At 70.4% G+C, this 22184-nt stretch carries 19 protein-coding genes; 13 read left to right on the forward strand and 6 right to left on the reverse strand.

Going from position 1 to position 22184, the window contains the following annotated elements:
- Positions 1 to 9: 9 nt before the first annotated feature.
- Together hemE and ACAM51_RS10755 are read left to right on the forward strand one after the other, a co-directional pair.
- A complete protein-coding gene (gene hemE / locus ACAM51_RS10750; protein WP_369643534.1) occupies positions 10 to 1122 on the forward strand; it encodes a uroporphyrinogen decarboxylase in 1113 nt (370 codons plus the stop codon).
- Positions 1123 to 1136: 14 nt separating this feature from the next.
- A complete protein-coding gene (locus ACAM51_RS10755) occupies positions 1137 to 2021 on the forward strand; it encodes a helix-turn-helix domain-containing protein (protein WP_369643535.1) in 885 nt (294 codons plus the stop codon).
- 6 nt (positions 2022 to 2027) lie between these two features.
- Here ACAM51_RS10755 and ACAM51_RS10760 read toward each other — a convergent pair whose 3' ends face one another.
- Positions 2028 to 2543, reverse strand: a complete 516-nt coding sequence (locus ACAM51_RS10760; RefSeq protein ID WP_218296893.1) for an NADH-quinone oxidoreductase subunit B family protein — start codon at positions 2541 to 2543, stop codon at positions 2028 to 2030.
- Between the two features lie 768 nt (positions 2544 to 3311).
- Here ACAM51_RS10760 and priA point away from each other — a divergent pair.
- Positions 3312 to 5435, forward strand: coding sequence for a primosomal protein N' (gene priA / locus ACAM51_RS10765; protein ID WP_369643536.1), 2124 nt, complete (start codon positions 3312 to 3314; stop codon positions 5433 to 5435).
- A 139-nt stretch (positions 5436 to 5574) separates the two neighbouring features.
- On the opposite strand, the gene ACAM51_RS10770 is transcribed toward priA, so the two are convergent.
- Positions 5575 to 6447: an esterase family protein gene (locus tag ACAM51_RS10770; protein ID WP_218296891.1), complete on the reverse strand. Its 873-nt coding sequence runs from the start codon at positions 6445 to 6447 to the stop codon at positions 5575 to 5577.
- Positions 6448 to 6848: 401 nt separating this feature from the next.
- On the opposite strand from ACAM51_RS10770, the gene ACAM51_RS10775 reads away from it, so the two are divergent.
- Positions 6849 to 7577, forward strand: coding sequence for a hypothetical protein (locus ACAM51_RS10775; protein ID WP_369643537.1), 729 nt, complete (start codon positions 6849 to 6851; stop codon positions 7575 to 7577).
- An 80-nt stretch (positions 7578 to 7657) separates the two neighbouring features.
- Here ACAM51_RS10775 and ACAM51_RS10780 read toward each other — a convergent pair whose 3' ends face one another.
- Positions 7658 to 8611 carry an AEC family transporter gene (locus ACAM51_RS10780; protein ID WP_218296889.1) on the reverse strand — a complete coding sequence of 318 codons (954 nt, stop codon included), beginning with the start codon at positions 8609 to 8611 and terminating at the stop codon, positions 7658 to 7660.
- Between the two features lie 134 nt (positions 8612 to 8745).
- A complete protein-coding gene (locus tag ACAM51_RS10785; RefSeq protein ID WP_255591627.1) occupies positions 8746 to 10023 on the reverse strand; it encodes an ABC transporter substrate-binding protein in 1278 nt (425 codons plus the stop codon).
- A 277-nt stretch (positions 10024 to 10300) separates the two neighbouring features.
- Between ACAM51_RS10785 and ACAM51_RS10790 the strand changes: the two genes are divergently transcribed.
- From ACAM51_RS10790 to ACAM51_RS10805, 4 genes are all read left to right on the forward strand, one after another.
- A complete protein-coding gene (locus tag ACAM51_RS10790; RefSeq protein WP_218296888.1) occupies positions 10301 to 12400 on the forward strand; it encodes an ATP-dependent helicase in 2100 nt (699 codons plus the stop codon).
- Positions 12401 to 12660: 260 nt separating this feature from the next.
- Positions 12661 to 12897, forward strand: coding sequence for a hypothetical protein (locus ACAM51_RS10795; RefSeq protein ID WP_369643538.1), 237 nt, complete (start codon positions 12661 to 12663; stop codon positions 12895 to 12897).
- On the forward strand, positions 12894 to 14084 hold the full coding sequence (locus ACAM51_RS10800) for a phospholipase A (RefSeq protein WP_369643539.1): 1191 nt from the start codon (positions 12894 to 12896) through the stop codon (positions 14082 to 14084). Before ACAM51_RS10795 ends, ACAM51_RS10800 begins: the two co-directional genes overlap by 4 nt.
- A 386-nt stretch (positions 14085 to 14470) precedes the next feature.
- A complete protein-coding gene (locus ACAM51_RS10805) occupies positions 14471 to 14860 on the forward strand; it encodes a hypothetical protein (RefSeq protein ID WP_010466226.1) in 390 nt (129 codons plus the stop codon).
- Between the two features lie 97 nt (positions 14861 to 14957).
- Here ACAM51_RS10805 and ACAM51_RS10810 read toward each other — a convergent pair whose 3' ends face one another.
- On the reverse strand, positions 14958 to 15437 hold the full coding sequence (locus tag ACAM51_RS10810; protein WP_218296886.1) for a universal stress protein: 480 nt from the start codon (positions 15435 to 15437) through the stop codon (positions 14958 to 14960).
- Between the two features lie 132 nt (positions 15438 to 15569).
- On the opposite strand from ACAM51_RS10810, the gene tgt reads away from it, so the two are divergent.
- The 5 genes from tgt (at position 15570) to ACAM51_RS10835 (ending at position 20729) form a co-directional block, all read left to right on the forward strand.
- On the forward strand, positions 15570 to 16742 hold the full coding sequence (gene tgt / locus ACAM51_RS10815; protein ID WP_218296885.1) for a tRNA guanosine(34) transglycosylase Tgt: 1173 nt from the start codon (positions 15570 to 15572) through the stop codon (positions 16740 to 16742).
- Between the two features lie 109 nt (positions 16743 to 16851).
- The gene (locus ACAM51_RS10820) at positions 16852 to 17319 is read left to right on the forward strand and encodes a hypothetical protein (protein WP_255591624.1); all 468 of its coding nucleotides are present in this window, start codon (positions 16852 to 16854) and stop codon (positions 17317 to 17319) included.
- Between the two features lie 80 nt (positions 17320 to 17399).
- Positions 17400 to 18542, forward strand: coding sequence for a GGDEF domain-containing protein (locus ACAM51_RS10825; RefSeq protein WP_369643540.1), 1143 nt, complete (start codon positions 17400 to 17402; stop codon positions 18540 to 18542).
- A 65-nt stretch (positions 18543 to 18607) separates the two neighbouring features.
- Complete coding sequence (locus ACAM51_RS10830) at positions 18608 to 19177, forward strand: LuxR C-terminal-related transcriptional regulator (RefSeq protein ID WP_218296883.1); 570 nt, start codon at positions 18608 to 18610, stop codon at positions 19175 to 19177.
- A gap of 136 nt (positions 19178 to 19313) precedes the next feature.
- A complete protein-coding gene (locus tag ACAM51_RS10835; protein ID WP_218341280.1) occupies positions 19314 to 20729 on the forward strand; it encodes a diguanylate cyclase in 1416 nt (471 codons plus the stop codon).
- Positions 20730 to 20756: 27 nt separating this feature from the next.
- Here the strand turns inward: ACAM51_RS10835 and ACAM51_RS10840 are convergent, their stop codons facing one another.
- A complete protein-coding gene (locus ACAM51_RS10840) occupies positions 20757 to 22184 on the reverse strand; it encodes an FAD-binding oxidoreductase (protein ID WP_369643541.1) in 1428 nt (475 codons plus the stop codon).

A 22184-nucleotide genomic window follows, 5' to 3' on the forward strand; every position in this document is an offset into this window, starting at 1 on the left:
AATCGGTGCATGAGCTTTGCACCCCTCTCCAACGACACCTTCCTGCGCGCCTGCCGCCGCCAGGCCACCGACTACACCCCCCTGTGGCTCATGCGCCAGGCGGGCCGCTACCTGCCTGAATACAAGGCCACGCGCGCCCAGGCGGGCAGCTTCATGGGCCTGGCCACGAATGTGGACTACGCCACCGAAGTGACCCTGCAGCCGCTGGAGCGTTTTCCATTGGATGCCGCCATTTTGTTCAGCGACATCCTCACCGTGCCCGACGCGATGGGCCTGGGGCTCTCGTTCGCCGAGGGCGAGGGACCGCGCTTTGCCAAAGTGGTGCGCGACGAAGCCGCTGTGGAACAGCTGGCCGTGCCGGACATGGACAAGCTGCGCTATGTGTTCAACGCCGTCACCAGCATCCGCAAGGCCCTGAACGGCCGCGTACCGCTGATCGGCTTCTCGGGCAGCCCCTGGACCCTGGCCTGCTACATGGTCGAGGGCAAGGGCAGCGACGACTACCGCCTCGTCAAGAGCCTGATGTACAGCCGCCCCGACCTGATGCACCGCATCCTGGCCATCAACGCCGACAGCGTGGCCGCCTACCTGAATGCCCAGATCGACGCTGGCGCCCAGGCCGTGATGATTTTCGACAGCTGGGGCGGCGTGCTGGCCGACGGCGCCTTCCAGGAGTTCAGCCTGGCCTATACCACGCGCGTGCTGGCGCAGTTGAAGCGCACCGGCGTGGACGGCACCGATGTGCCGCGCATCGTCTTCACCAAGGGCGGCGGCATCTGGCTCGAAGACATGAAGGGCATCGACTGCGAGGTGCTGGGTCTGGACTGGACGGCCCACCTGGGCAAGGCCCGGGCCATCGTCGGCGGCCAGGCCGGCGGCCCCGGCAAGGCGCTGCAGGGCAACATCGACCCCAACGTGCTGTTCGCGCCCCCCGCGCAGATCGCGCAGCAGGTGCGCCACGTGCTGGACAGCTTCGGCACGCCGCACACCGACCCCACCACCACCGGCCCCACCCACATCTTCAACCTGGGCCACGGCATCAGCCAGTTCACGCCACCCGAGCATGTGGCCGCGCTGGTCGAGGCGGTGCACGGCCACTCCCGGGCGCAGCGCCAGGGCTGAACCGGTCACCAGCGATGGCGGCACTGCCCGCATCGGCCCTGCTGGCGCCCCCGCCCGCGCTCGCCGGCTGCGTGCGCGCCTACATCTGGCGCGACCTGGCCGCGCTGCCCGCCGGCGCTCCGCGCGACACGCGGGTGCCGGCCAGCCCGTACCCCGGAATCCTCTGGCAGGTGCGCGGCGCCGTGCACCTGCATGAATGCGCGGGCCAGGCCACGGACCAATGGCTGCCCCGCACGGCGCTCTCGGGAGCGCACCGGCACGCCTACCACTCCACCTCCGAACCCGCGGGCGACTTCTTCTGCCTGGCCTTCCAGCCCGGCGCGCTCGCGCTGCTGACGGGGCAGGACCTGCAGCCCCTCACCGACCGCGTGCAGGACGCGCGCGACTGGCTGCCCGCCGGCCCCGGGCGCGCCGACTGGCTTTGCTGGCTCGAGACGATGCACGCCGCCCCCGGCCACGGTGCCCGCATGGCCCTGTGCGAGGCGTTCCTGGCGCCCCGCTGGGCCGCCGTGGCGCGGCAGCATGCGGCCTGGCTGCGCGTGCTGCAGGGGCGCTGGGAGCGTCCGGCGCGCCAGGCCCTCGCCCGGGAGCTGGGCTGGACGCCCCGCCACCTGCAGCGGCGCGCGCACCAGATCACCGGCCTGCGCCCCGGCGAGGTCGAGCGCATGCTGCGCGCCGAGCACGCCCTGCTGGCCATGCGCGACGCGGGCGCGAGCGTCGTCGACGCGGCCCTGCGGCACGGCTACGCCGACCAGGCCCATTTCAGCCGCGAGGCACGCACGCTCTACGAGCGCTCCCCCGCGGCGCTCAGGACCCACGCGCAACAGCCCGCCGACGACGCGGACTGGCTGCTGCGCCGGCCCGCGCAAATGCCAGCGGCGCCTGGCGCGCGGCGCTAGCCGGTGCTAGCGCGGGATGACCCGGGGCCGCCGGATCCGGCCCTGCAGCTGCAGGATGCCGTAGAGCAGCGCCTCGGCCGTGGGCGGGCAGCCGGGCACGTACACGTCCACCGGCACGATGCGGTCGCAGCCCCGCACCACCGAGTAGCTGTAGTGGTAGTAGCCTCCGCCATTGGCGCACGAGCCCATGGAGATCACATAGCGGGGTTCGGGCATCTGGTCGTAGACCTTGCGGATGGCGGGCGCCATCTTGTTGGTCAGCGTGCCGGCCACGATCATCAGGTCGCTGTGGCGCGGACTGGAGCGCGGGATGATGCCGAAGCGGTCCAGGTCGTAGCGCGCCATGGCCGCGTGCATCATCTCCACGGCGCAGCAGGCCAGGCCAAAGGTCATGAACCACAGGCTGTCGGAGCGCGCGGCCTGGACCACGTCGTCCAGCCGGGCCAGCATGAATCCATCGCGCTCCAGCGTGGGAGCCGCCTCGGCGGGGAAAGGGGGGTGGGAGGAGGAGGAGGAAGCCATGGCGGCATCTTGGCGAGGCCGCTGCCCGCCGTCTTGAAGCAAAGCGACCTCAGGGCCGCCCGCCGCGCCCTGCGACAATGCCCGGCCGTGCGGGCGCATTTCCAGCCAGTCCGTGCGGCCGAAGGCCTGACTTATGCACAAAACTGGCGCAGGACCCGCGCCGTCCGCGCGGCGCGGCACGCCGGGCAGGCCCGAACGGAAATATTCTCAACCAGCACGTAAGTCATTGATTTCAAAGGATGTAGCAGGACTGCTTTTTTTGCGGGCATTCCGGCGAAAGCACGGCGGCACAAGGGCTTGCACGCCAAACACAGGGGATATCAACAAAGTTATCCACAGAAATTCTGGATTTCTCGCAAAACCTGAGGCAAATCAAGCACTTGCGGCCTACATCGCAGGAAAGCCTCAGCAGGGAATGGGGCGGCTAGCACAATTTTGGGGCTTCCCCGGGCCTTGACGGCCGATCGATGTTCGACTTATGCACACAAATCTTGATGCGACGCAACATAATCGGGCCCGGCAGCCTTAGCACAGAATTTGTACCGAAAATCCTTCAGATGATTGATTCATAAGGATTTTTTGGAGCTGCCGATTTTGTGTGCAATCTGTTCAGGCCCAGTATTCATGCGGGTCGGCAGGGTGCCGGGGCAGGATGTCAACAAAGTTATCCACAGAAAGACGGGATTACTCGCTCGCTCCAACAAATCAAGCACTTAGCCCCCGAACCTCCACACCGCCTCCACAAGCCTCTGTAACTCGCTCCCGTCCGTGTCCGCCTCCCTCGCCATCGTCCACGTCGCGCTGCACACCCCGTCCCACAGCGGCGTGGGGGACCTGCTCAGCTACGCCAGCCCCCAGGCCCTGCCGCCCGGCACGCTGGTGCGGGTGCCGCTCGGAAGCCGCGAAGTGCTGGGCGTGGTGTGGGACGCGGCCGAGGGCACCGGCGAGTTGCCCGAGGGGGCCACCCTGCGCCCCATCGCGGGCGTGCTGGAGGGCGTGGCCCCGCTGGACCTGCCCTGGCGCCGCCTGGTGGCCTTTGCCGCGCGCTACTACCAGCGCGCGCTGGGCGAAGTGGCGCTGGCGGCCCTGCCGCCCCAGCTGCGCGATTTGCGGCCCGAGCAGCTGGCCCGCCGCCTGCGCCGCCCCGCGAAGGCGGCCGGGGACACCACGGACGCTATGCAAACAATAGCACTCACCGCTGAACAGGAAAGCGCCAGGGCCCGGATTTCTTCAGAATCCGGCCCCTTCCTGCTGTTCGGCAGCACCGGCAGCGGCAAGACCGAGGTGTACCTGCGCTGCGCCCAGGAGATGCTGGAGGCGGACCCGGCGGCGCAGGCGCTGGTGATGGTGCCCGAGATCAACCTCACGCCCCAGCTGGAGGAGCGCTTCGTCTCCCGCTTCGCCCCGCGGTTCGGCGCGGGGGCCGTCGTCTCGCTGCACAGCGGCATGACGAACCCCCAGCGCCTCAAGAGCTGGCTGGCCGCGCACGGCGGCGCCGCGCGCATCGTGCTGGGCACGCGCATGGCGGTGTTCGCGAGCATGCCGGGCCTCAAGCTCATCGTGGTCGACGAGGAGCACGACCCCAGCTACAAGCAGCAGGAGGGCGCCCGCTACTCCGCGCGCGACCTGGCCATCTGGCGCGGGCGCGAGCAGGGCGCCAAGGTGCTTCTGGGCTCGGCCACGCCCTCGCTGGAAAGCTGGCACGCCAGCCGCCCGCCCACGCCGGACGACCCGGAGGGCGGGCGCTACGCGCGCCTGGCCATGCCCAGCCGGATCGGCGCGGGCGCCCTGGCGCGGGTGCGCCGCGTGGACATGAACCAGCAGCCGCGCCGCGCGATCTTCAGCGCCCCGCTGCTGGCCGCCATCACCGAACGCGTGGCGCGCGGCGAGCAGAGCATGGTGCTGCTCAACCGGCGCGGCTACGCCCCCGTGCTGCACTGCGCCGACTGCGGCTGGAAAAGCGACTGCCCGCACTGCAGCGCCCACCAGGTCTTCCACAAGGCCGACCGCACCCTGCGCTGCCACCACTGCGGCTACACCGTGCGCGTGCCCCGCGCCTGCCCCACCTGCGGCAGCCCCGACATCCACTCCATGGGGCGGGGCACGGAGCAGCTGGAGGAGCAGCTCTCCGCCCTGCTGTCCGAGGTGCTGCGGCCCGACCGCACGCCCGCCCGCATCGCCCGCATCGACGCCGATACCACCAAGGCCAAGGGCGCGCTGGAGGCCCAGCTGGCACAGGTGCACGCGGGCGAGGTGGATGTGCTCGTGGGCACGCAGATGATCGCCAAGGGCCATGACTTCCGGCGCATCACGCTGGTGGCGGCCGTGCAGCCGGACGGCGCGCTGTTCAGCAGCGACTTCCGCGCGCCCGAGCGCCTGTTCGCGCTGCTCATGCAGGCCGCCGGCCGCGCGGGGCGCGACGCCGCCTACATGGCCGCGCAGGGCACCCAGTGCGAGATGTGGATCCAGAGCTACCACCCCAAGCACCCGGTGTACGAGGCGCTGCGCACCCACGACTACCCCGCCTTCGCCGCCCAGCAGCTCCAGGAGCGCGAGGAGGCCGCCATGCCCCCGTTCGCCTACCAGGCCCTGGTGCGCGCCGATGCCCGCACGCAGGAGGTGGCCCAGGGCTTCCTGGCCGCCGCCACGGCCGCCGCCCATGCCGCCGGCCTGCCGGGGCTGGACGCGGTCACGCTGTTTCCCCCGGTGCCGCTGACCATCCAGCGCGTGGCCAACGTGGAGCGCGCCCAGATGCTGATGGAAAGCCCGAGCCGCGCCGCGCTACAGCGCTTCCTGGCCGCCTGGCAGCCGGTGCTGCAGGCCACGCGCGCCCAGCCCGCGCACAAGGGGCTGGTGCGCTGGCTGGTGGATGTGGACCCGCTGGTGATCTAGGCTCAAGATCCAGGGGCTTCATGGCCCTGGCGCTTGATGGACATGCGCGGATAGCTATTTAATTGATAGCAAATTCCGCCACGCCCGCGCATCCTCGCACCCGGCGGATTCCGGGCCGGGGTGCGCGCAGGCCATCCGGTCACCCCTGGCGGCACTGCCGGTCCACGTACTGCAGGGCGTCGGGCAACGCGTCGCGGAACACCAGCCACTCGTGGTCGCCGTCGATCACGCGCAGCTCCACCTGCTTGGGCTGAATCTGGTACATCCGCCAGTACAGGGTGGCCGACATGGGAGCGATGCCCAGATAGTCGTGGTCGCCCGAGACGATCCACATCGGCACACGCGGCGTGCCCGCCTTGTAGGCGTCGAGCGCCGCCGCGTAGTTCAGCGACTTCCAGGTGTCGGGGTCAAACTGCCCGTCGCGCACGAACTGCGGGGTGCGCCGTGCCGCCGAGGTGTCCGGCGGCAGCGGGTCATAGATGGCGGGGCTGATCACCGCCGCGGCGCAGAACTGCGTGGGGTTGCGCAGCGACAGGTTCAACGCGCCGTAGCCCCCCATCGACAGGCCGCCGATGGCCCGGCCGCTGCGCTCCTTTTGCACGCGGTAGCGCGACTCGACGTAGGGCAGCAGGTCTTTCATGATGGCGGTGCCCGCCTTCTCGGCCGCGCCGTCGGCCCACCACGACGCCGGGCCCGCCGTGGGCATGACCACGACCGACGGGCGGATCAGCCCGCGCTTGATGAGGCCGTCCAGGGTCTCGACCGCGCCCCCCTTGGTGCGCCATTCGTTCTCGTCGCCGCCCGCGCCGTGCAGCAGGTAGACCACGGGATAGTTCACCGTGCCGCCGGGCTGGTAGCCGTCGGGCACATACACCGTGAACTTCACGTCGCGGCCCAGCGCGGCCGAGGGTGCCTGGTCGGCAAACACCTGGCCTGCCTGCGCGGTGGCGGCGGCGGAAAGAACGGCGGCCGCTGCCAGCCAGCTCCGAAAACAAGGCTTCGCAAAACGCATGGAGGTCTCCTCATGAATGGATGGATACGCCCATGCTGCAGTGGCACAGGCGATAGCATTGTGTGCGCACCACGCCACAGTGGACGTTTCGCCGGCGACAGGCGTGGATGAAGGCCTTCCCGGGCGCTGCGCCCCCCCGACCGTCACGCGCGATGCGGGCGCGCATGCTGGACGACCACACCCATCCGTTGGAGGCCAGGGCGCTGATCCTGTCCGGCGCGATCGGCAACCCACGGTCGCGCGGGCCCGATAAAACTTGCCTGCCGTGGGCTTGCCCCAGATACTGCGGCCTGGCACTCCAGCGCCTCGGGGCGTGGCTGTGCTGCGCGGGTCCGGTGGACCCGGCATCCAGGGCCCGTCGACCGGCCCCGTTCCCCCTTCCCTCGTCAGAAAGCCTGCCAATGACCGCCATTGTTCGTGCCCTGATCTTGCTGGCCCTCCTCTCGGGGGGGATCACCGTGCGCGCCCAGAACCTGCTCACCAACGGCAACTTCGACGCCGGCCTGGCCGGCTGGAGCACCTGGACGGCGCCGCCGGGCTTCTGGGATGGCACCTGGATCCACAGCAACGATTGCGACATCTGGGTGCCCACCCAGTGCCCCTTCGGGGGTGCGGGCACCTCGCACGCGCAGAAGAAGGGCAGCGGCGCGGGCAATGCGCACGGCGGCCTGTTCCAGACCGTGGCGGTGACCCCCGGGCGGGTGTACCGGCTGCGCGGCGCCTGGTCAGGGGGCGTGACGGGCAATGCGGGCGGCAACGCCACCTGGTGGGAGGTCGTGGCCTACGACGGCGCCGTGGGGGCCGCCACCATCGACGCCGCGCCCGGCCCGCTGGACACGATGATCGCCCGCCGCGACGTCTCGAACCTCGCGCTCAACGGGGTATTCCAGTTCCAGTGGGAGCCGTTCGATGCCACCTTCACCGCCGCCTCGAGCCAGGTGACCATCGCGCTGAAGACCGGCAGCTTCTTCACCTTCGACGCGGCGGGCTACCACGACGACCTCGTGCTCGAAGAAGTGGCGCCCAGCCAAATTCCCGTCAACTCGCCCTGGGCGCTGGCGATGCTTTGCCTGGTGCTTCTGGCGACCGGTGCCTGGCTGCGGCGGAGCCAGGGGATGCGCCCCAGGTAGGGGGCGGCACAAATTTTCAAGTGCTTCTTGGCCCCCAGCGCTTTGCCAGAAAGCGCTGAAAGCTATCGAAAATATAGCAATCAGGCCAGCAGCGCCACCGCCGCCGAAAAGCTCAGGAACGCCAGCGCCGTGGACACCAGGATGATCCGCGCCACGCGCCCGTTGTTGGCGCCAAACTTCTCGGCCAGCAGCGAGACGTTGCTGGCGCTGGGCAGGGCCGCCAGCAGCACCAGCACCGTGAGCGCGAACGGCGTGAGCGGCACCCCGAGCGCGATGGCCGCCGTGCCCGCGCCCCACACCAGCAGCGGGTGCACCAGCAGCTTGGCCAGCGCGATGGGCACGTAGTCGCGCGCGGGCACCTGCTCGTGCTGGTTCATCTGCGAGCGGGCCAGCACCGCGCCGATGGTGAACAGCGCCACGGGCGAGGCCGCGTCGGCCAGCATGGCGATGGTCTTGTCGACCGGGCCCGGCAGCGTGAACTGCAGGGCCGATGCCAGCGCGCCCAGCGCGATCGACCAGGGCATGGGGTTGGTCGCCATGCCCTTGAAGGCGCTGCGCAGCGCCACGCCCACGCCGTGGGTGCCGGCGCCGTCCAGCCGCGACAGCGCGATGCACAGCGAGCTGGTGATGACCATGTCCACCACGATGGTGACGATGGCCGGGCCCGCGCTTTGCGCGCCCAGCAAGGCCACGAGCAGCGGGACCCCCATGAAGCCCGTGTTGGGAAAGGCGGCCACCAGCGCGCCGAAGGCCGCGTCGTTCCAGCCGATGCGCGCACTGCGCGTGAGCGCCACCGTGCCGCCCACCATGGCCAGGGCGCACACCACGTACACGCCCGCCACGGCCGGGTCCAGCAGCTGCCCGATGGGCGTGCTGGCGCCAAAGCGGTACAGCATGCAGGGCAGCGCGAAATACAGCACGAAGGCATTGAGCCCCGGGATGGCCGGCTGGGGCAGCACGCCGCGCCGCGCGGCCAGATAGCCGCAGAGCACGAGCGCGAAGAAGGGGAAGGTGATGAGCAGGACGGAGAGCACGGGGCTATTGTCCGTGCTGCGCGGCGCGGCCGGTCGCCGGGCGCCGGCGGCGGTCAGCGCAAAGTCAGGCGGGGGCCATCACCCCTGGCGAATGCACGGCGCGAGCGCCGGCGCGGCGGTGCCCTTGCGCGCCACTACTGCTTGCGCTGCACGATCAGGTTGCGCTTGGCGTCCTCGGGGTAGGCGAAGGTGATGGCACCGTTCCTGACCATGCCGATGACCAGCATGTTGCGGGTGATGGCCTCCTTGTCCTGCACGCTGAACGGCTTGTCGTAGGTGGACACCACCCCGTAGTAGGTCTTCATCCTGCCCTCCAGCGATTCCTTGATGGCCTTGCCCGAGAGGTTGCCGTCGCGGATGCCGAGGAAGGAATACATCAGCAGGTACGTGGCGTCGTACGCGTTGGCCGCGGCCATGGGCACGGCCACCTTGCCGTTGTACTTGCGGGTGTAGCTCGACAGGAACGAGGCCCGGCGCTCGTTGCTCGGCTCGGCGATGAAGGTCTGCACCATGAGCGCGCCCTCGGCGGCGTCCTTGGCCCCTTCAAGGAAGAACGGGAAGGACAGCGGCCACGCGCCCACCTGGGGCACCTTCCAGCCCATCGCCTTCTTGCCGTTGGCGATGGTCGCGTTCTCCGGCCCCACGGTGTAGCTGTAGACCACGTTGGCGCCCGCGGCGCGGGCGGCCGCGAGCTCGGCCGTGAGGTCCTTCACGCCCAGGTCGAAGCGCGCCACGTGCACGGGCTTGAGGTTCTTGGCCGCCAGCGCCGCCACCACGTCGTTGTAGCCGCCCTCGCCGTAGCCCGTCTTGTCGGCGAAGATGGCCACCTTGTCCCAGCCGCGCTTGACGATGTCGTCCACCATGAAGGGCGCCTGCAGCGCGTCGCGGGCCTGCACCCGGAAGATGTAGCTGTCGGCGGCCGGGTACCTGGCCGTGACCGCCGTGCCCGTGGAGCACGGCACGATGAGCGGGCTCCTGGCCTCCTGGAACAGGTCGATGGCCTTGAGCGCCACGCCGGTGTTGCAAAAGCCGATGGTGGCGACCACCTTCTCGCCCAGCAGCTCCTGCGAGACCTTGCGGCCCTGGTCCGGGTTGGCGGCGTCGTCCTTGATGACCAGCTCCAGCGGCCGCCCCAGGTAGCCGCCCACGGCGTTGATCTCGTCCACCGCGAGCTTGATGCCGTTGAGCATGGGCACCCCGAAATCCGCCGAAGGCCCCGTGAACGGGCCGACCACGCCGACACGCACCGGGGCGGTGCTGCCCAGCTGCGCGTGCGCCGGGGCCAGCGCGGCGGCGCAGGCCAGCAGGGCGGCGCCCAGGGCCCCACGGCCGCGGCGCCGGCGGGTACCAGGTTGCAGCGGTGCCCGGGCGCGAAGGGGGCGAAGGGCGCGGAGTGGGGCAGGAAGGTGCATGGTGGGACTCGTCACGGCGCGGCCACCCGGATCGGGCGAAAACCGATGGGCGTAGTATCAAAGTGTGACGATCCCGTCCCTAGCGGGGTTTCCCGCAGCGCGGGGGCGGCGTCAGGCCCCTGTCAGACCCCGCCGGGCCCGGGGCCGGCCGCGGCGCAACCCGGCCCCGCCGGAGCGCGCCGGTATCATTGCGCGCTCCGGCGGCGCTGCGGTACGCCCGCCCCTGGGTGCCCCCGGCCCCTTCTTCCTCTCCTGCTTTTTCCTTCTTCCTCCATCCATGTCCGCCGGTCTCAATCTCGCCCAGCTCCAGGCTGTCCACTACACCGACGGGGCCTGCCTGGTGCTGGCCGGCGCGGGCTCGGGCAAGACGCGCGTGATCACGCAGAAGATCGCGCACATGATCGAGAAGGGCATGGAGCCCAGGCGCATCGCCGCCATCACCTTCACCAACAAGGCGGCCGCCGAAATGCGCGAGCGCGCCAAGGGCCTGATCGGCCGGCGCGCCAAGGACGTGCTGGTGTGCACCTTCCACGCCCTGGGCGTGCGCATGGTGCGCGAGGATGGTTCGGTGCTGGGCCTCAAGCCCCAGTTCAGCATCCTGGATGCCGACGACGTGACGGGCATCCTGAAAGAAGCCTCGGGCGGCACCACCGACATGGCCACCGCGCGCCAGTGGCAGTGGGTGATCAGCAAGTGGAAGAACATGGGCCTGACCTCCGAGCAGGCGCTGGCCCAGGCGGCCGACGACAACGAGCGCATCATCGCCACGCTGATGGCGCGCTACGAGGAGCGCCTGGCGGCCTACCAGAGCGTGGACTTCGACGACCTCATCGGCATGCCGCTGCGCCTGCTGCGCGACTTCCCCGAAGTGCGCGCCAAGTGGCAGGCGGCGCTGAGCCACGTGCTGGTCGATGAATACCAGGACACCAACGCCACGCAGTACGAGCTGCTCAAGCTGCTGGTGGGCGAGAACGGGCACTTCACGGCCGTGGGCGACGACGACCAGTCCATCTACGGCTGGCGCGGCGCCACGCTGGACAACTTGAAGAAGCTGCCCATCGACTTCCCGCACCTCAAGGTCATCAAGCTGGAGCAGAACTACCGCTCCACCAGCGCCATCCTGCGCGCGGCCAACAACGTGATCGGGCCCAACCCCAAGCTGTTTCCGAAAACGCTGTTCTCCGAGCTGGGCGAGGGCGAGCCCGTGCGCGTGGTGGACGCCGACAGCGAAGAGCACGAGGCCGAACGCGCCGTGGCCCGCATCCAGAGCCTGCGCGCGGCCAGCAACCCGCCGCCCGACTGGAAGGCCTTCGCCATCCTGTACCGCGCCAACCACCAGGCCAAGCCGTTCGAGAAGGCGCTGCGCAAGGCCAACATTCCCTACAAGGTCTCGGGCGGCACCAGCTTCTTCGACCGCGCCGAGATCAAGGACCTGTGCGCCTGGTTCCGGCTGTGGATCAACAACGACGATGACCCGGCGTTCCTGCGCGCCATCACCACGCCCAAGCGCGGCATCGGCCACACCACGCTGGCGGCGCTGGGCGCGTTCGCCACGCAGCACAAGCAGAGCATGTTCGGCGCGCTGTTCAACGGCATGCTGCCGGCGGCCGTGCCCAAGCGGGCCATGGACGGCCTGCATGAATTTGGCCGCTACATCAACTACCTGGAGTACAGCGCGCGCCGCGTGCATGGCGCCGAGGAGTCGCGCACCTTCCTGAACGAGTGGCTCAAGGAGATCGGCTACGAGCAGCACCTGTACGACAACGAGGACAGCGAAAAGGTGGCCGCCGCGCGCTGGAGCAATGTGATGGAGTTCTGCGACTGGATGGCCCAGCGCGCGGGCGGCCAGATCGACGACACGGCGGGCGCCGTGGTGGCCAAGGAGACCAAGAGCCTGCTGGAGGTGTCGCAGACCATCGCGCTGCTGTCCACCATCAGCGAACGCGAGCAGGAACAGGACATGGTGACGCTGTCGACCCTGCACGCGAGCAAGGGCCTGGAGTGGCCGCACGTGGTGCTGGTGGGCGTGACCGAAGGCATGCTGCCGTTCAAGCTCGACGACGACGAGGGGCGCCAGCAGAAGGTGAGCGACGACACGCTGCAGCGCCTGCAGGAAGAGCGCCGCCTGATGTACGTGGGCATCACCCGCGCCCAGCGCACGCTGGCCGTGAGCTGGACCAAGCGGCGCAAGAAGGGCCGCGAGATGGTGGCCGCGCAGCCCAGCCGCTTCATCGCCGAGATGGGCCTGGACAAGACCACCGCCCGCGAAGACCCGCGCGAGAAGCTCAAGGCCCTGCGCGCCGAATTCGCCGCCAAGGCCCAGGCGACGAGCGCGGCCAACGCCGCCGTGGCCGCCCAGCCCGCGCCCACGGCCTGAGGCGCCCCATGCCCCGGCCGGCACCCGCTCGCCCCCGCCCCGCGCCCCGGCGGGGGGCTGCTTTTATTTTGATAGCTATCAGCGCTTATCCTACAAGCGCCCACCGCCGAAATGAACCACAATCCACGGCGACGTGCCCCGCCGCGGCGGACAGGGGCCACCCGCGCCTGCGGGGCCGCTGGCTGGCCGAGCCGCCGGCCCCCGCGCCGGGCGCCACGGCCACGCCGCAGCTGGGGCAGCACGCCGCACTGGCACACAGCGTGCGTGGTACCGTGCAGCGTGGCGGCACCACGGCGCCGGTCAGCGGCGACGCCGATGGCGGCGACCCGACCCTGGAAGAATCGATCAACGGCATGAACATCAGCACCCCCTGGACGGGCCAGGTGGTGGATGGATCGTGCGGCAAGGAAATACGCGGAACATGGAACAACGCCACCCCCACCCCTTCAGCTCCATCGGCCCCTTTCGCGCTGCGCAGGCAGGTGGGGTGGCCATGACCGCCACGCCCGCCGCCGCGCCATCGCGTCGCACGCTGGCGCTGCTGGTGGCCGCCGCGCTGGCGCCCGCCGGCGCCGCGCTGGCACAGGCGGTGGCACCGGCCGGCGCCACCGCCTCGGCCGCCGGGGGCGCAGAGAGCGCCTGGCGCCGCTGCACCGCCCTGTCCAGCGACAACCAGGCGCGCCTGGCCTGCTTCGACCAGTGGGCCGCCGACCAGCAAAGCTGGAATGCGCCGGGCGCCTCCGCCGCCGCGTCGGCCGTGCCGCCGCCCGTGGACACCACCCTGCCCGCCACCCGCGTCATCGACGTGGCCCGCACCGAGGGCTGCCGCGACCCGCAGTACAGCGACCTCTCGCGCTTCTGGGAGCTGGAATCGGGCAGCGACTGCGGCACCTTCAGCTTCCGGGGCTACCGGCCCATCACCGTGTCGGTGGTGGCGTCGAGCAACGTGAACCGCCAGCCCACGTCCGACGCGGCGGACCACTCGGCCACCGAATCCACGCCCTACCGCCGCACCGAGAACCGCATCCAGCTGTCGGTGCGCACCAAGCTCGCGCAGGGCCTGCTCACGCAGGGCCACCCCACGCTCAAGGATTCCGTGTGGTTCGGCTATTCGCAGCAGTCGTACTGGCAGCTGTTCACGCCCCAGATCTCGCGCCCCTTCCGCGCCACCGACCACGAGCCCGAGGTCATGTACGTCTACCCCACCACGGCGCAGCTGCCGTTCGGCTGGAAGTGGCGCTACAGCGGCATCGGCCTGGTGCACCAGTCCAACGGCCAGAGCAAGCCCCTGTCGCGCAGCTGGAACCGCGTGTACCTCATGACCGGCATGGAGCTTTCCAACAGCTTCAGCGTGAACGCGCGCCTGTGGAAGCGCGTGCCCGAAAGCTCGGGCAGCGACGACAACCCCGGCATCAGCGACTACGTCGGCCGGGGCGAGCTGTCGGCGTTCTGGAACGTCAACAAGGACAACACCGTGGGCGCCACGCTGCGCCACTCGCTGTCGAGCAGCGACCGGGGCTCGGTGCGCCTGGAATGGCTGCAGACGGTGGGCACGGGCCTTTTTGGCAGCAAGAGCAACCTGCGCCTGCACACGCAGCTGTTCAGCGGCTATGGCGACAGCATGATCGACTACAACCGCAAGCGCACCGTGTTCAGCCTGGGGCTGAGCCTGGTGGATTTCTAGCAGGGACATCCCCCCTGAGGCGCTGTGCGCCGTCCCCCCCCGCTCTCGCTCCGCTGCGCTGCGCGGGCAGAGGGACGCAGCCCTCGCTGCGGGGCGGCCCTTGCTTGGCTGCTCTGGCGTGGGCCGCGCCAGTCGCATACGCCTTGGGCAACGCAACGGCCGGGCGCAACCAAAGGCCAGACGCGCCACACACTCTACTCACAACTCGTTACGACATCGCCCTCAAGTTTCGCGCGCTGGCGCCGGGGCGCCGCCACAATGGCACGCGCACAGAAACCAGCGCGGCCCTGGCGAACGGCTCCCGATAAGAGCCCCTTTCCCACCGTTTTACCTGCCATTGCCCGCACCGTGCGCCCTCGACAATGCCGACAGAGAGGAACACACCCATGGACATGCAATACCAGCTCAAGGCAGGCAGCTACTACCTCTACGACATGCGCGAGGCGCCCAGCGCCGTGACGGGTGAGCGCAGGTTCAAGCTGAAAACCGATACCGTGGCGATTGCGTTCGATGCGCACACGGGCGAGGTGCACCAGCACGGCAGCCCCACGCGCATCCAGTCCTGGGCCAACAACACGCGCCGCCGCCTGCGGGCCGCAGGAGCCCAGGACGTGGCCAACGACATCGTGGTGGTGTCGGGCCCGCTGCCCGTGGACGAGCTCAACAAATGCCTGTGGGTGCGCGGCTACGTGCGCCGCATGTTCTCGCGCCTGGCCACCCTGCCCCACGGCAAGCTGCAGCGGCCCGCGGCCGAACCGTTTCGCAAGGCGGCCTGACACGCCGGGCACCCGTCCTCCGAAGATCCCCGCCAGGGCCGCGCACAGCGGCCCTTTTCTTTTCTGGCCCCCCCCCGAAAAGTTCTTGAACAGGTTCTCAGGCCTCGGTGTCCTCGGCCACGTCGCTTTCCAGCGCTTCCAGCACCTCGGCATGCTTGACGATAGTCACCGGCACCGGGCTCGCGTGCGCGACCTCCTGCGAGACCGAGCCCAGCAGCGCGCTGGTGATGGCGCCCTGCCCCTTGGCACCGATGATGACCATGTCGCAGCCCGAGCGCTCGATCATGTCCACCAGCGTGTGGGCCACGTCGCCCACGCCCACGTCGGTCTCGTAGGCCACGCCCGCCGCGTCGAGCAGCGCCCGCGCGGACGCCATGAGGTGCTGGCCGGCCTCCAGGCTGGCGGCGGCGATCAGGTCGGGGTCGCGCGTGGTCACCAGTTCGTACAGCGTGGCGGGTTCCTGCACGTTGGCCAGGACCACGCTGGCCTTCAGGCCCTGGCCCAGGAGCGCCAGCGCATGGTGCACGCCGTCCAGGGAGAGTTCCGAGCCATCCACGGCGATGAGGATCTTGAGCATGTTGTTCTCCTTGTGATGGGCTGGTAGCCCGTCTGGAACCAGTGTAGCGATGCGGCGCGCCAACGCCAGCCCATGTCCCTGCGGCCTGCCCGCACAAGGCGGGGGCGGCCCGTCTGGGACAATCGCCCCATCATGCTGCAGTTCGACCTCCTCAAAACCGACCCCACCAGCCACGCACGCCGTGGCACGCTCACGCTCAACCACGGCGTGGTGCAGACCCCCATCTTCATGCCCGTGGGCACCTACGGCACCGTCAAGGGCGTGATGCCGCGCAGCCTGCACGACATGGGTGCGCAGATCATCCTGGGCAATACCTTCCACCTGTGGATGCGCCCGGGCCTGGACGTGATGCAGAGCTTTGGCGGCCTGCACGGCTTTGAAAAGTGGGACAAGCCCATCCTCACCGACTCGGGCGGTTTCCAGGTCTGGAGCCTGGGCGCGATGCGCAAGATCACCGAAGAGGGCGTGACCTTCGCCAGCCCCGTCAACGGCGACAAGCTCTTCATGTCGCCCGAGGTGAGCATGCAGATCCAGACCACGCTCAACTCCGACATCGTGATGCAGCTCGACGAGTGCACGCCGTACGAGACCAAGGGCCACCTCACCACCGAGGCCGAGGCGCGCAAGAGCATGGAAATGAGCCTGCGCTGGGCCAAGCGCTCGCGGGATGAATTCCAGCGGCTGGAGAACCCCAACGCGCTGTTCGGCATCGTGCAGGGCGGCATGTACAAGAACCTGCGCCAGGAATCGCTGGAGCGCCTGGTCGAGATGGATTTCCCCGGCTACGCCGTGGGCGGCGTGAGCGTGGGCGAACCCAAGGACGAGATGCTGGACATCATGGCCCACACGCCGCACCGCCTGCCCGCGCACAAGCCCCGCTACCTGATGGGCGTGGGCACGCCCGAGGACCTGGTGCAGGGCGTGGCCGACGGCGTGGACATGTTCGACTGCGTGATGCCCACGCGCAACGCGCGCAACGGCACGCTGTTCACGCGGTTTGGCGACCTGAAAATCCGCAACGCGCGCCACAAGGCCGACCACCAGCCCCTGGACACCAGTTGCACCTGCTATGCCTGCGCGGGCAGCGCGGGCGTGTCGTGGGACGAGGGCGGGCGCGAGGGTTTCAGCCGTGCCTACCTGCACCACCTGGACCGCTGCGGCGAAATGCTGGGCCCCATGCTCACCACCGTGCACAACCTGCACTACTACCTGAACCTCATGCGCGAGGTGCGCGAGTCGCTCGACGCGGGCGCGTTCGCGCAGTTCCGGGCGCGCTTCAAGGCCGAGCGGGCCCGGGGCGTGTAACCACGATCGGAAGCTATAAAAACAATAGCTATCCGCGCTGGATAGACAAGCGCCAGAGGCCCAAATCATTCCAAAAATCCTGCACCAACTGCTGCGCTGGCCCGCGCGCATGCTGACCGGCCTGGGCAGCGGGCTGCTGGCCCTGCTGATCCTGTTCGAGGAATGGGGCTGGGTACCGCTGCAGCAGTTGCTGGCACGCATCGGCCGCTGGCCCGGCCTGCGCTGGATCGAAGGCTGCGTGCGCGCCCTGCCGCCCTGGGCGGCGGTGGCCGTGTTCCTGCTGCCCACGGCGCTGCTGCTGCCCGTGAAGCTGCTGGCCCTGTGGGCGGTGGGCCGGGGGCACGTGGTGCTGGGCATGACCGTGATCGTGATCGCCAAGGTGGTGGGCACCGCCGTGGTGGCCCGGCTGTACAGCCTCACCCAGGCCGCGCTGATGCAGCTGCGCTGGTTCGCCTGGACCCATGCCCGCTGGATGGGCATCAAGCACGCCGTGCTGGAGCGCGCCCGCGCGTCATGGGCCTGGCGCGTGGCGCGGGTCATCCGGCGGCAGTGGCGGCTACGCTGGCGCCGCCGCTGAGCGCCTCCCCCATCGCGACCACGAACCACAGACCACGGTCCCCGCCTGGGACCGCCACCAACCCGCCATTGCACCGCGACATGGGCATACAGCTTGACCTCCCCACCGTACTCCTGCTCTACAAGACCGCCCTGGTGGCCGGGGCCCTGAGCATCTTTCACGTCAGCCGGCATTCCTACCGGCCCCAGGGGCTGCGGCCGCTGGCCGGGGCGTACCTGCTGCTGGCCATCGGCGCCGAACTGGCGGGCCGGGGCGAGTACCTCATCCTGCCGGACTGGCTCTGGACACACGGCAGCCTGCTGCTCGGCACGGTCGGCTATTGCCTCTTCTGGGCGGGCGTTCGGGCGCTGAGCGGGCGCAGGCGCATCCCGATGGGCTGGCTCGCCCTGGTGCCCGCGGGCTGGCTGGTGGCGGGCATCGCCACACAGTTTCCGCTGGACAACCTCCTGCGGGCCGGTGCCTTCCACGTGACGGCCACCGCAGCCCTGGTGGGCTCGGCCCATGAAATATGGCGCGACCGCCGCGCCGAGCCCCTGCCATCACGGGCCCTCCTGGCGGGGTTCCTGCTGGTCAGCGCCTTCATCTTCGCGCTGCGCCTGTTCTACATCGCCACCGAGAACGCCAGCTCCACCGGTTTCGCCCGGGCCTTCTACGTGCAGATGTTCTGCCACTTCGGCATCGCCCTCATGGTCTCGTCGCTCTCCAGCGAACGGGCCGAGGCGCGCCTGGAGCGGATGGCGCAGACGGACGCGCTCACGGGCGTGGGCAACCGCCACTGGGTCATGTCCCGGCTGCCCGCGCAGCTGCCGGTGGGCAGCGCCATCGCGCAGCTCGACCTGGACCACTTCAAGCGCATCAACGACCGCTTCGGCCACGCGGCCGGCGACCGCGTGCTGGTCGCCTTCGCCGAATGCCTGCGCCGCCAGCTGCGCGACTCCGACCTGCTCGCGCGCATGGGCGGCGAGGAATTCCTGGTCTACCTGCCCGATGTCTCGGCGGGCGACGCCGCCACCATCGCCCAGCGCCTGTGCACGGCCGTGGCGCAGATCCGGCTGACCGAGAATGGCGAGGACATCCCCGTCAGCGTGAGCATCGGCCTGGCCTGCGTGGCCCGCGCCGGCGGAACCTGGGCCGACTGGCTGAGCGCGGCCGACCACGCGCTGTACGACGCCAAGAGCGCGGGCCGCAACCGCGTGGCGGTGGTGCACGAACGCCCGGCCTGAGCCGCCCCTCCCGGCCGGGCGCGGACACACCGCGCCAGGGGGCGGTTGCTGCAGAATGCCACCCCATGCCCGCACCCCCCGCCGTTCCGAACGAGGCGCTCGCACTGGCCTTTCACCTCGCGCCCGTGGGCATGTGCGTGACACGCGACCGCGCCATCGAGCTGTGCAACGATGCCTTCGCCCACATGTTCGGCCATGCCCAGGCCGAGCTGCTGGGCCAGCCGCTGGCGCCGCTGTACCCGTCGTTCGACGAGTTCACGCACACCGGCCACCGGGGCCTGAAGGCCATGCGCGACACGGGCGGCTACAGCGACGAGCGCATCATGCGGCGGCGCGACGGGTCGCTGTTCTGGTGCCACGTGGCGGGCCGCGCGCTCGACCGGGCCGACCCGTTCGCGCGCGCCGTGTGGATGTTCGAGGACATCTCGCACCGCCGCCCCGTCAGCACGCCGCTGACCGTGCGCGAGCGCGAGATCGCGCAGCACATCGTCACGGGCGCCACCAGCAAGCAGATCGGGCGCCACCTGGACATCAGCCACCGCACCGTGGACGCCCACCGCGCCCGGCTCATGCGCAAGCTGGGCGCCAGCAGCACGGGCGAACTGGTGGCGCTGCTGCTGGCAGGCCCCCCCTGACCCTCGCGGCGGGCGTTTGAAATCGTCAACAACGGTGTCCCGGGGGTGCCGGGCGAGCCCCCCACCACGCCCGGCCCGGGGACAATCGGGGGCACCCCCGCCCACCGCCCTCCCGCCGATCCACCGCCATCCACCCATGTACCGCCCTTTCGCGCTCCTGCGACCGCTTCCGCCGCCCCTGGCCTGGCTGGGGCTGGCCCTGCTGATCTTCGCCGCCTGCCTGGTGGGCATCTTTGCGCGGCCCATCGGCTTCCTGTCGGCGTTCTGGCCCGCCAATGCGCTGCTGCTGGGACTGCTGGTCCGCTACCCCCGGCTCGCGCGGCCGCCGGCCTGGGTGGCGGCCGCCGTGGGCTACCTGGCGGCGGACCTGGCCACGGGCAGCGACTGGTCCATGGCACTGTGGCTCAACGGGGCCAACATGCTGGGCGCCACGGCGGGCTGGCTGGTGCTGCGCCGCCTGGACGAACGCATCCGGCGCCTGCAGCGCACGGTGTCGGCGCTGTACCTGCTGGTGGCGGCGCTGGTCGCCAGCACCGTGGGGGCCCTGGCGGGCTGCGGCGCCGCGCCGGTGTACTTCGATACCCCCTGGACCGACCTGCTGTCCCTGTGGTTCAGCACCGAACTCATGAACTACATGCTCATCGTGCCGGTGGTGCTGGCCGCGCCCCGCGCCGACGACCCGCCGCCCGCCATGAACGCCCCGCAGGGCCTGCCGGGCGCATCGCTGTTCTGGCGCGTGGCCCCCGTGAGCTCGCTGCTGCTGGCCGAGGGCATCCGCACCGTGGTCGGCGGGCCCGGCATGCTGGCCTTCGTGGTGCCGGGGCTGCTGTGGTGCGCGCTCAGCTACAGCCCGTTCACGTCCAGCCTGCTGTCGCTGGTGGTGTGCCTGTGGACCATGGCCGGGGTGGCCACGGGCGTGCTCAACTTCACGCCCGCGCATGCCAGCGACGTGTTCTCGCTGCGCGTGGGCGTCACGCTGCTGGCGCTGGGGCCGCTGGCCGTGGCCTGCGCCAGCGCCGCGCGCGCCGAGGCCCTGCGCCGCCTGGACCACGCCGTGCGGCACGACGATCTGACCGGCGTGCTCGCGCGCCGCGCGTTCCTGCAGCAGGGCGAGCGGCTGGTCGCGCGCTACCAGCGCGAATCCGCCGGCCTGGCCGTGCTGATGGTGGACGTGGACCATTTCAAGCAGGTCAACGACCAGCTGGGCCACGGCGCGGGCGACCAGCTCCTCGTCGGCCTCGCCCAGGCCATGGCCGGCGCGCTGCGCCCCCAGGACGTGCTGGGCCGCCTGGGCGGCGAGGAGTTCGCGGTGGTGCTGCCCGATGCCTCGCCCGCCGAGGCGCACGCGATCGCAGAGCGCCTGCGCAAGGTGGTGGAGCAGCAGACCTTTGGCGCCGCCGGGGACGTTCCACGGCATGCCACCATCAGCATCGGCCTGGTGCACAGCGCCACGCTGGGCGGCGATGCCGACATGGACATGCTGCTGCTCGCGGCCGACGCGGCGCTCTACCGCGCCAAGGCGCAGGGGCGCAACCGGGTGATGATGGGGTAGCCCCCCGCGCCGGCCCGCGGCGTCCCTCTACAGATACTGCGCCCAGAGCATGTTGGTCATCCGCCCCGCAGGGTCCCAGACGGCCTTGGCCGCGCGAAACCGGTCCGCCTGCGGGTAGGCCGCCGCGAACTGCGCCCGCGTGGCATGGCGCTGGTAGGGCAGGTAGTAGGTGCCGCCATGCTGCAGGGCCAGGTCGATCAGCGCACGCGTCCACAGAGCCACTTCGGCACAGGCCTCGGGGCGGGTGCCCTGCTTGTAGTACAGCACCCACGAAAACACCTCCTCGCGCGCCCAGGCCATGATGGCATCGGGGTCGGGCGGCGCATGGCGCACCGAGATGTTGAGCACCTGCGCCCCATGCTGCTGCAGGATGCGGGCCAAACCCCGCGTGAAAGCGGCGAACCGGGCCACGGGCACAAAGTACTCCTGCAGCACGTAGGTGGACTGTGCGCGGCTCGCGGGCTCCAGCGAGGCGGCATCCAGGCTGGCCTCGTGGTTGCGCCACACCACCGGCTGGCCACGCAGCAGCGCCGGGCGCACCACCTTGTGCTGCAGCTGGTGGCCCCCCGGCAGTTCGGTCATGGCCCAGATCACGCTCTTGTCCAGGTCATACCGCTGGCCGCGCGGCACCAGGCGCCCGGGCACGGTCACGGGCTTGTCGGTGCGGGCCCAGGTCACGGCGGTGGCGCGGTCGAAACGGGGGGGCAGCAGGTCGGCGTTGTGCATCACGGCCCGCGCGTTGGCGGCCACCCTGGCGGCAAAGAAGCCGGGGTAGTCGTCCAGCGCCACCTGGGCCACGGTGCGCTCGATGGCGGTGTTGGCATCCAGGTCCAGCTCCACCTCGGTGATCACGCCCAGCCCGCCATAGCCGCCCAGCGCGGCACGGAACAGGTCGGGGTGCTGCTGGCGGCTGGCCTCGCGCACCTCGCCGCTGGCGAGCACGATCTGCAGGGCCCGCACGGACGCGCCGATGGGCCCGTGCCCCACATAGCGGCCATGCACGTTCACCGACACGGAGCCGCCCACCGTGAAGTTCGAGTAGCTCTGCATGGTGCGCACCGCCAGGTCGTGGGGATCCAGGTGGTCCTGCAGGTCGCGCCAGCGCATGCCGGCCTGCACGCGCACCGTGCGCGCCCCGGTGTCCAGCCACACCAGGGCATTCATGCCGCGCATGTCGATGTGCAGGCCGCCTTCCACGCCGACCTGGCCGCCCATGCTGTAGCGCCCGCCGCCCACGGCCACCGCGCCGGGCCAGTTGCGCACGGCCTGCGCCACGTCCTGCAGGCTGGCGGGCACCACCACCCGCGACACGCGCACGGGGTACAGGCGGGTCACGTTCTCGATCAGCGCCCCGGGCGCACTGTGGGCCGGCAGCGGCGCACAGGCCCCCGCCAGTCCGGCGGCGGCCAGCGCGCCCAGAAGCTCGCGGCGGCGCAGCCCCCCCAAGGGTGTCAC

The organism is Acidovorax sp. A79 (assembly GCF_041154505.1).
Taxonomy (GTDB): Bacteria; Pseudomonadota; Gammaproteobacteria; order Burkholderiales; family Burkholderiaceae_C; genus Acidovorax.

Excerpts from the sequence above, each read along its gene's own strand:
- tgt (WP_218296885.1), top strand. The coding sequence starts at position 15,570 with ATGCTGCAGTTCGACCTCCTCAAAACCGACCCCACCAGCCACGCACGC.
- ACAM51_RS10775 (WP_369643537.1), top strand. The coding sequence starts at position 6,849 with ATGACCGCCATTGTTCGTGCCCTGATCTTGCTGGCCCTCCTCTCGGGG.
- ACAM51_RS10805 (WP_010466226.1), top strand. The coding sequence starts at position 14,471 with ATGGACATGCAATACCAGCTCAAGGCAGGCAGCTACTACCTCTACGAC.
- ACAM51_RS10810 (WP_218296886.1), bottom strand. The coding sequence starts at position 15,437 with ATGCTCAAGATCCTCATCGCCGTGGATGGCTCGGAACTCTCCCTGGAC.
- ACAM51_RS10790 (WP_218296888.1), top strand. The coding sequence starts at position 10,301 with ATGTCCGCCGGTCTCAATCTCGCCCAGCTCCAGGCTGTCCACTACACC.
- ACAM51_RS10800 (WP_369643539.1), top strand. The coding sequence starts at position 12,894 with ATGACCGCCACGCCCGCCGCCGCGCCATCGCGTCGCACGCTGGCGCTG.
- ACAM51_RS10830 (WP_218296883.1), top strand. The coding sequence starts at position 18,608 with ATGCCCGCACCCCCCGCCGTTCCGAACGAGGCGCTCGCACTGGCCTTT.
- ACAM51_RS10835 (WP_218341280.1), top strand. The coding sequence starts at position 19,314 with ATGTACCGCCCTTTCGCGCTCCTGCGACCGCTTCCGCCGCCCCTGGCC.
- ACAM51_RS10825 (WP_369643540.1), top strand. The coding sequence starts at position 17,400 with ATGGGCATACAGCTTGACCTCCCCACCGTACTCCTGCTCTACAAGACC.
- ACAM51_RS10820 (WP_255591624.1), top strand. The coding sequence starts at position 16,852 with ATGCTGACCGGCCTGGGCAGCGGGCTGCTGGCCCTGCTGATCCTGTTC.
- ACAM51_RS10785 (WP_255591627.1), bottom strand. The coding sequence starts at position 10,023 with ATGCACCTTCCTGCCCCACTCCGCGCCCTTCGCCCCCTTCGCGCCCGG.
- ACAM51_RS10760 (WP_218296893.1), bottom strand. The coding sequence starts at position 2,543 with ATGGCTTCCTCCTCCTCCTCCCACCCCCCTTTCCCCGCCGAGGCGGCT.
- hemE (WP_369643534.1), top strand. The coding sequence starts at position 10 with ATGAGCTTTGCACCCCTCTCCAACGACACCTTCCTGCGCGCCTGCCGC.
- ACAM51_RS10770 (WP_218296891.1), bottom strand. The coding sequence starts at position 6,447 with ATGCGTTTTGCGAAGCCTTGTTTTCGGAGCTGGCTGGCAGCGGCCGCC.
- ACAM51_RS10755 (WP_369643535.1), top strand. The coding sequence starts at position 1,137 with ATGGCGGCACTGCCCGCATCGGCCCTGCTGGCGCCCCCGCCCGCGCTC.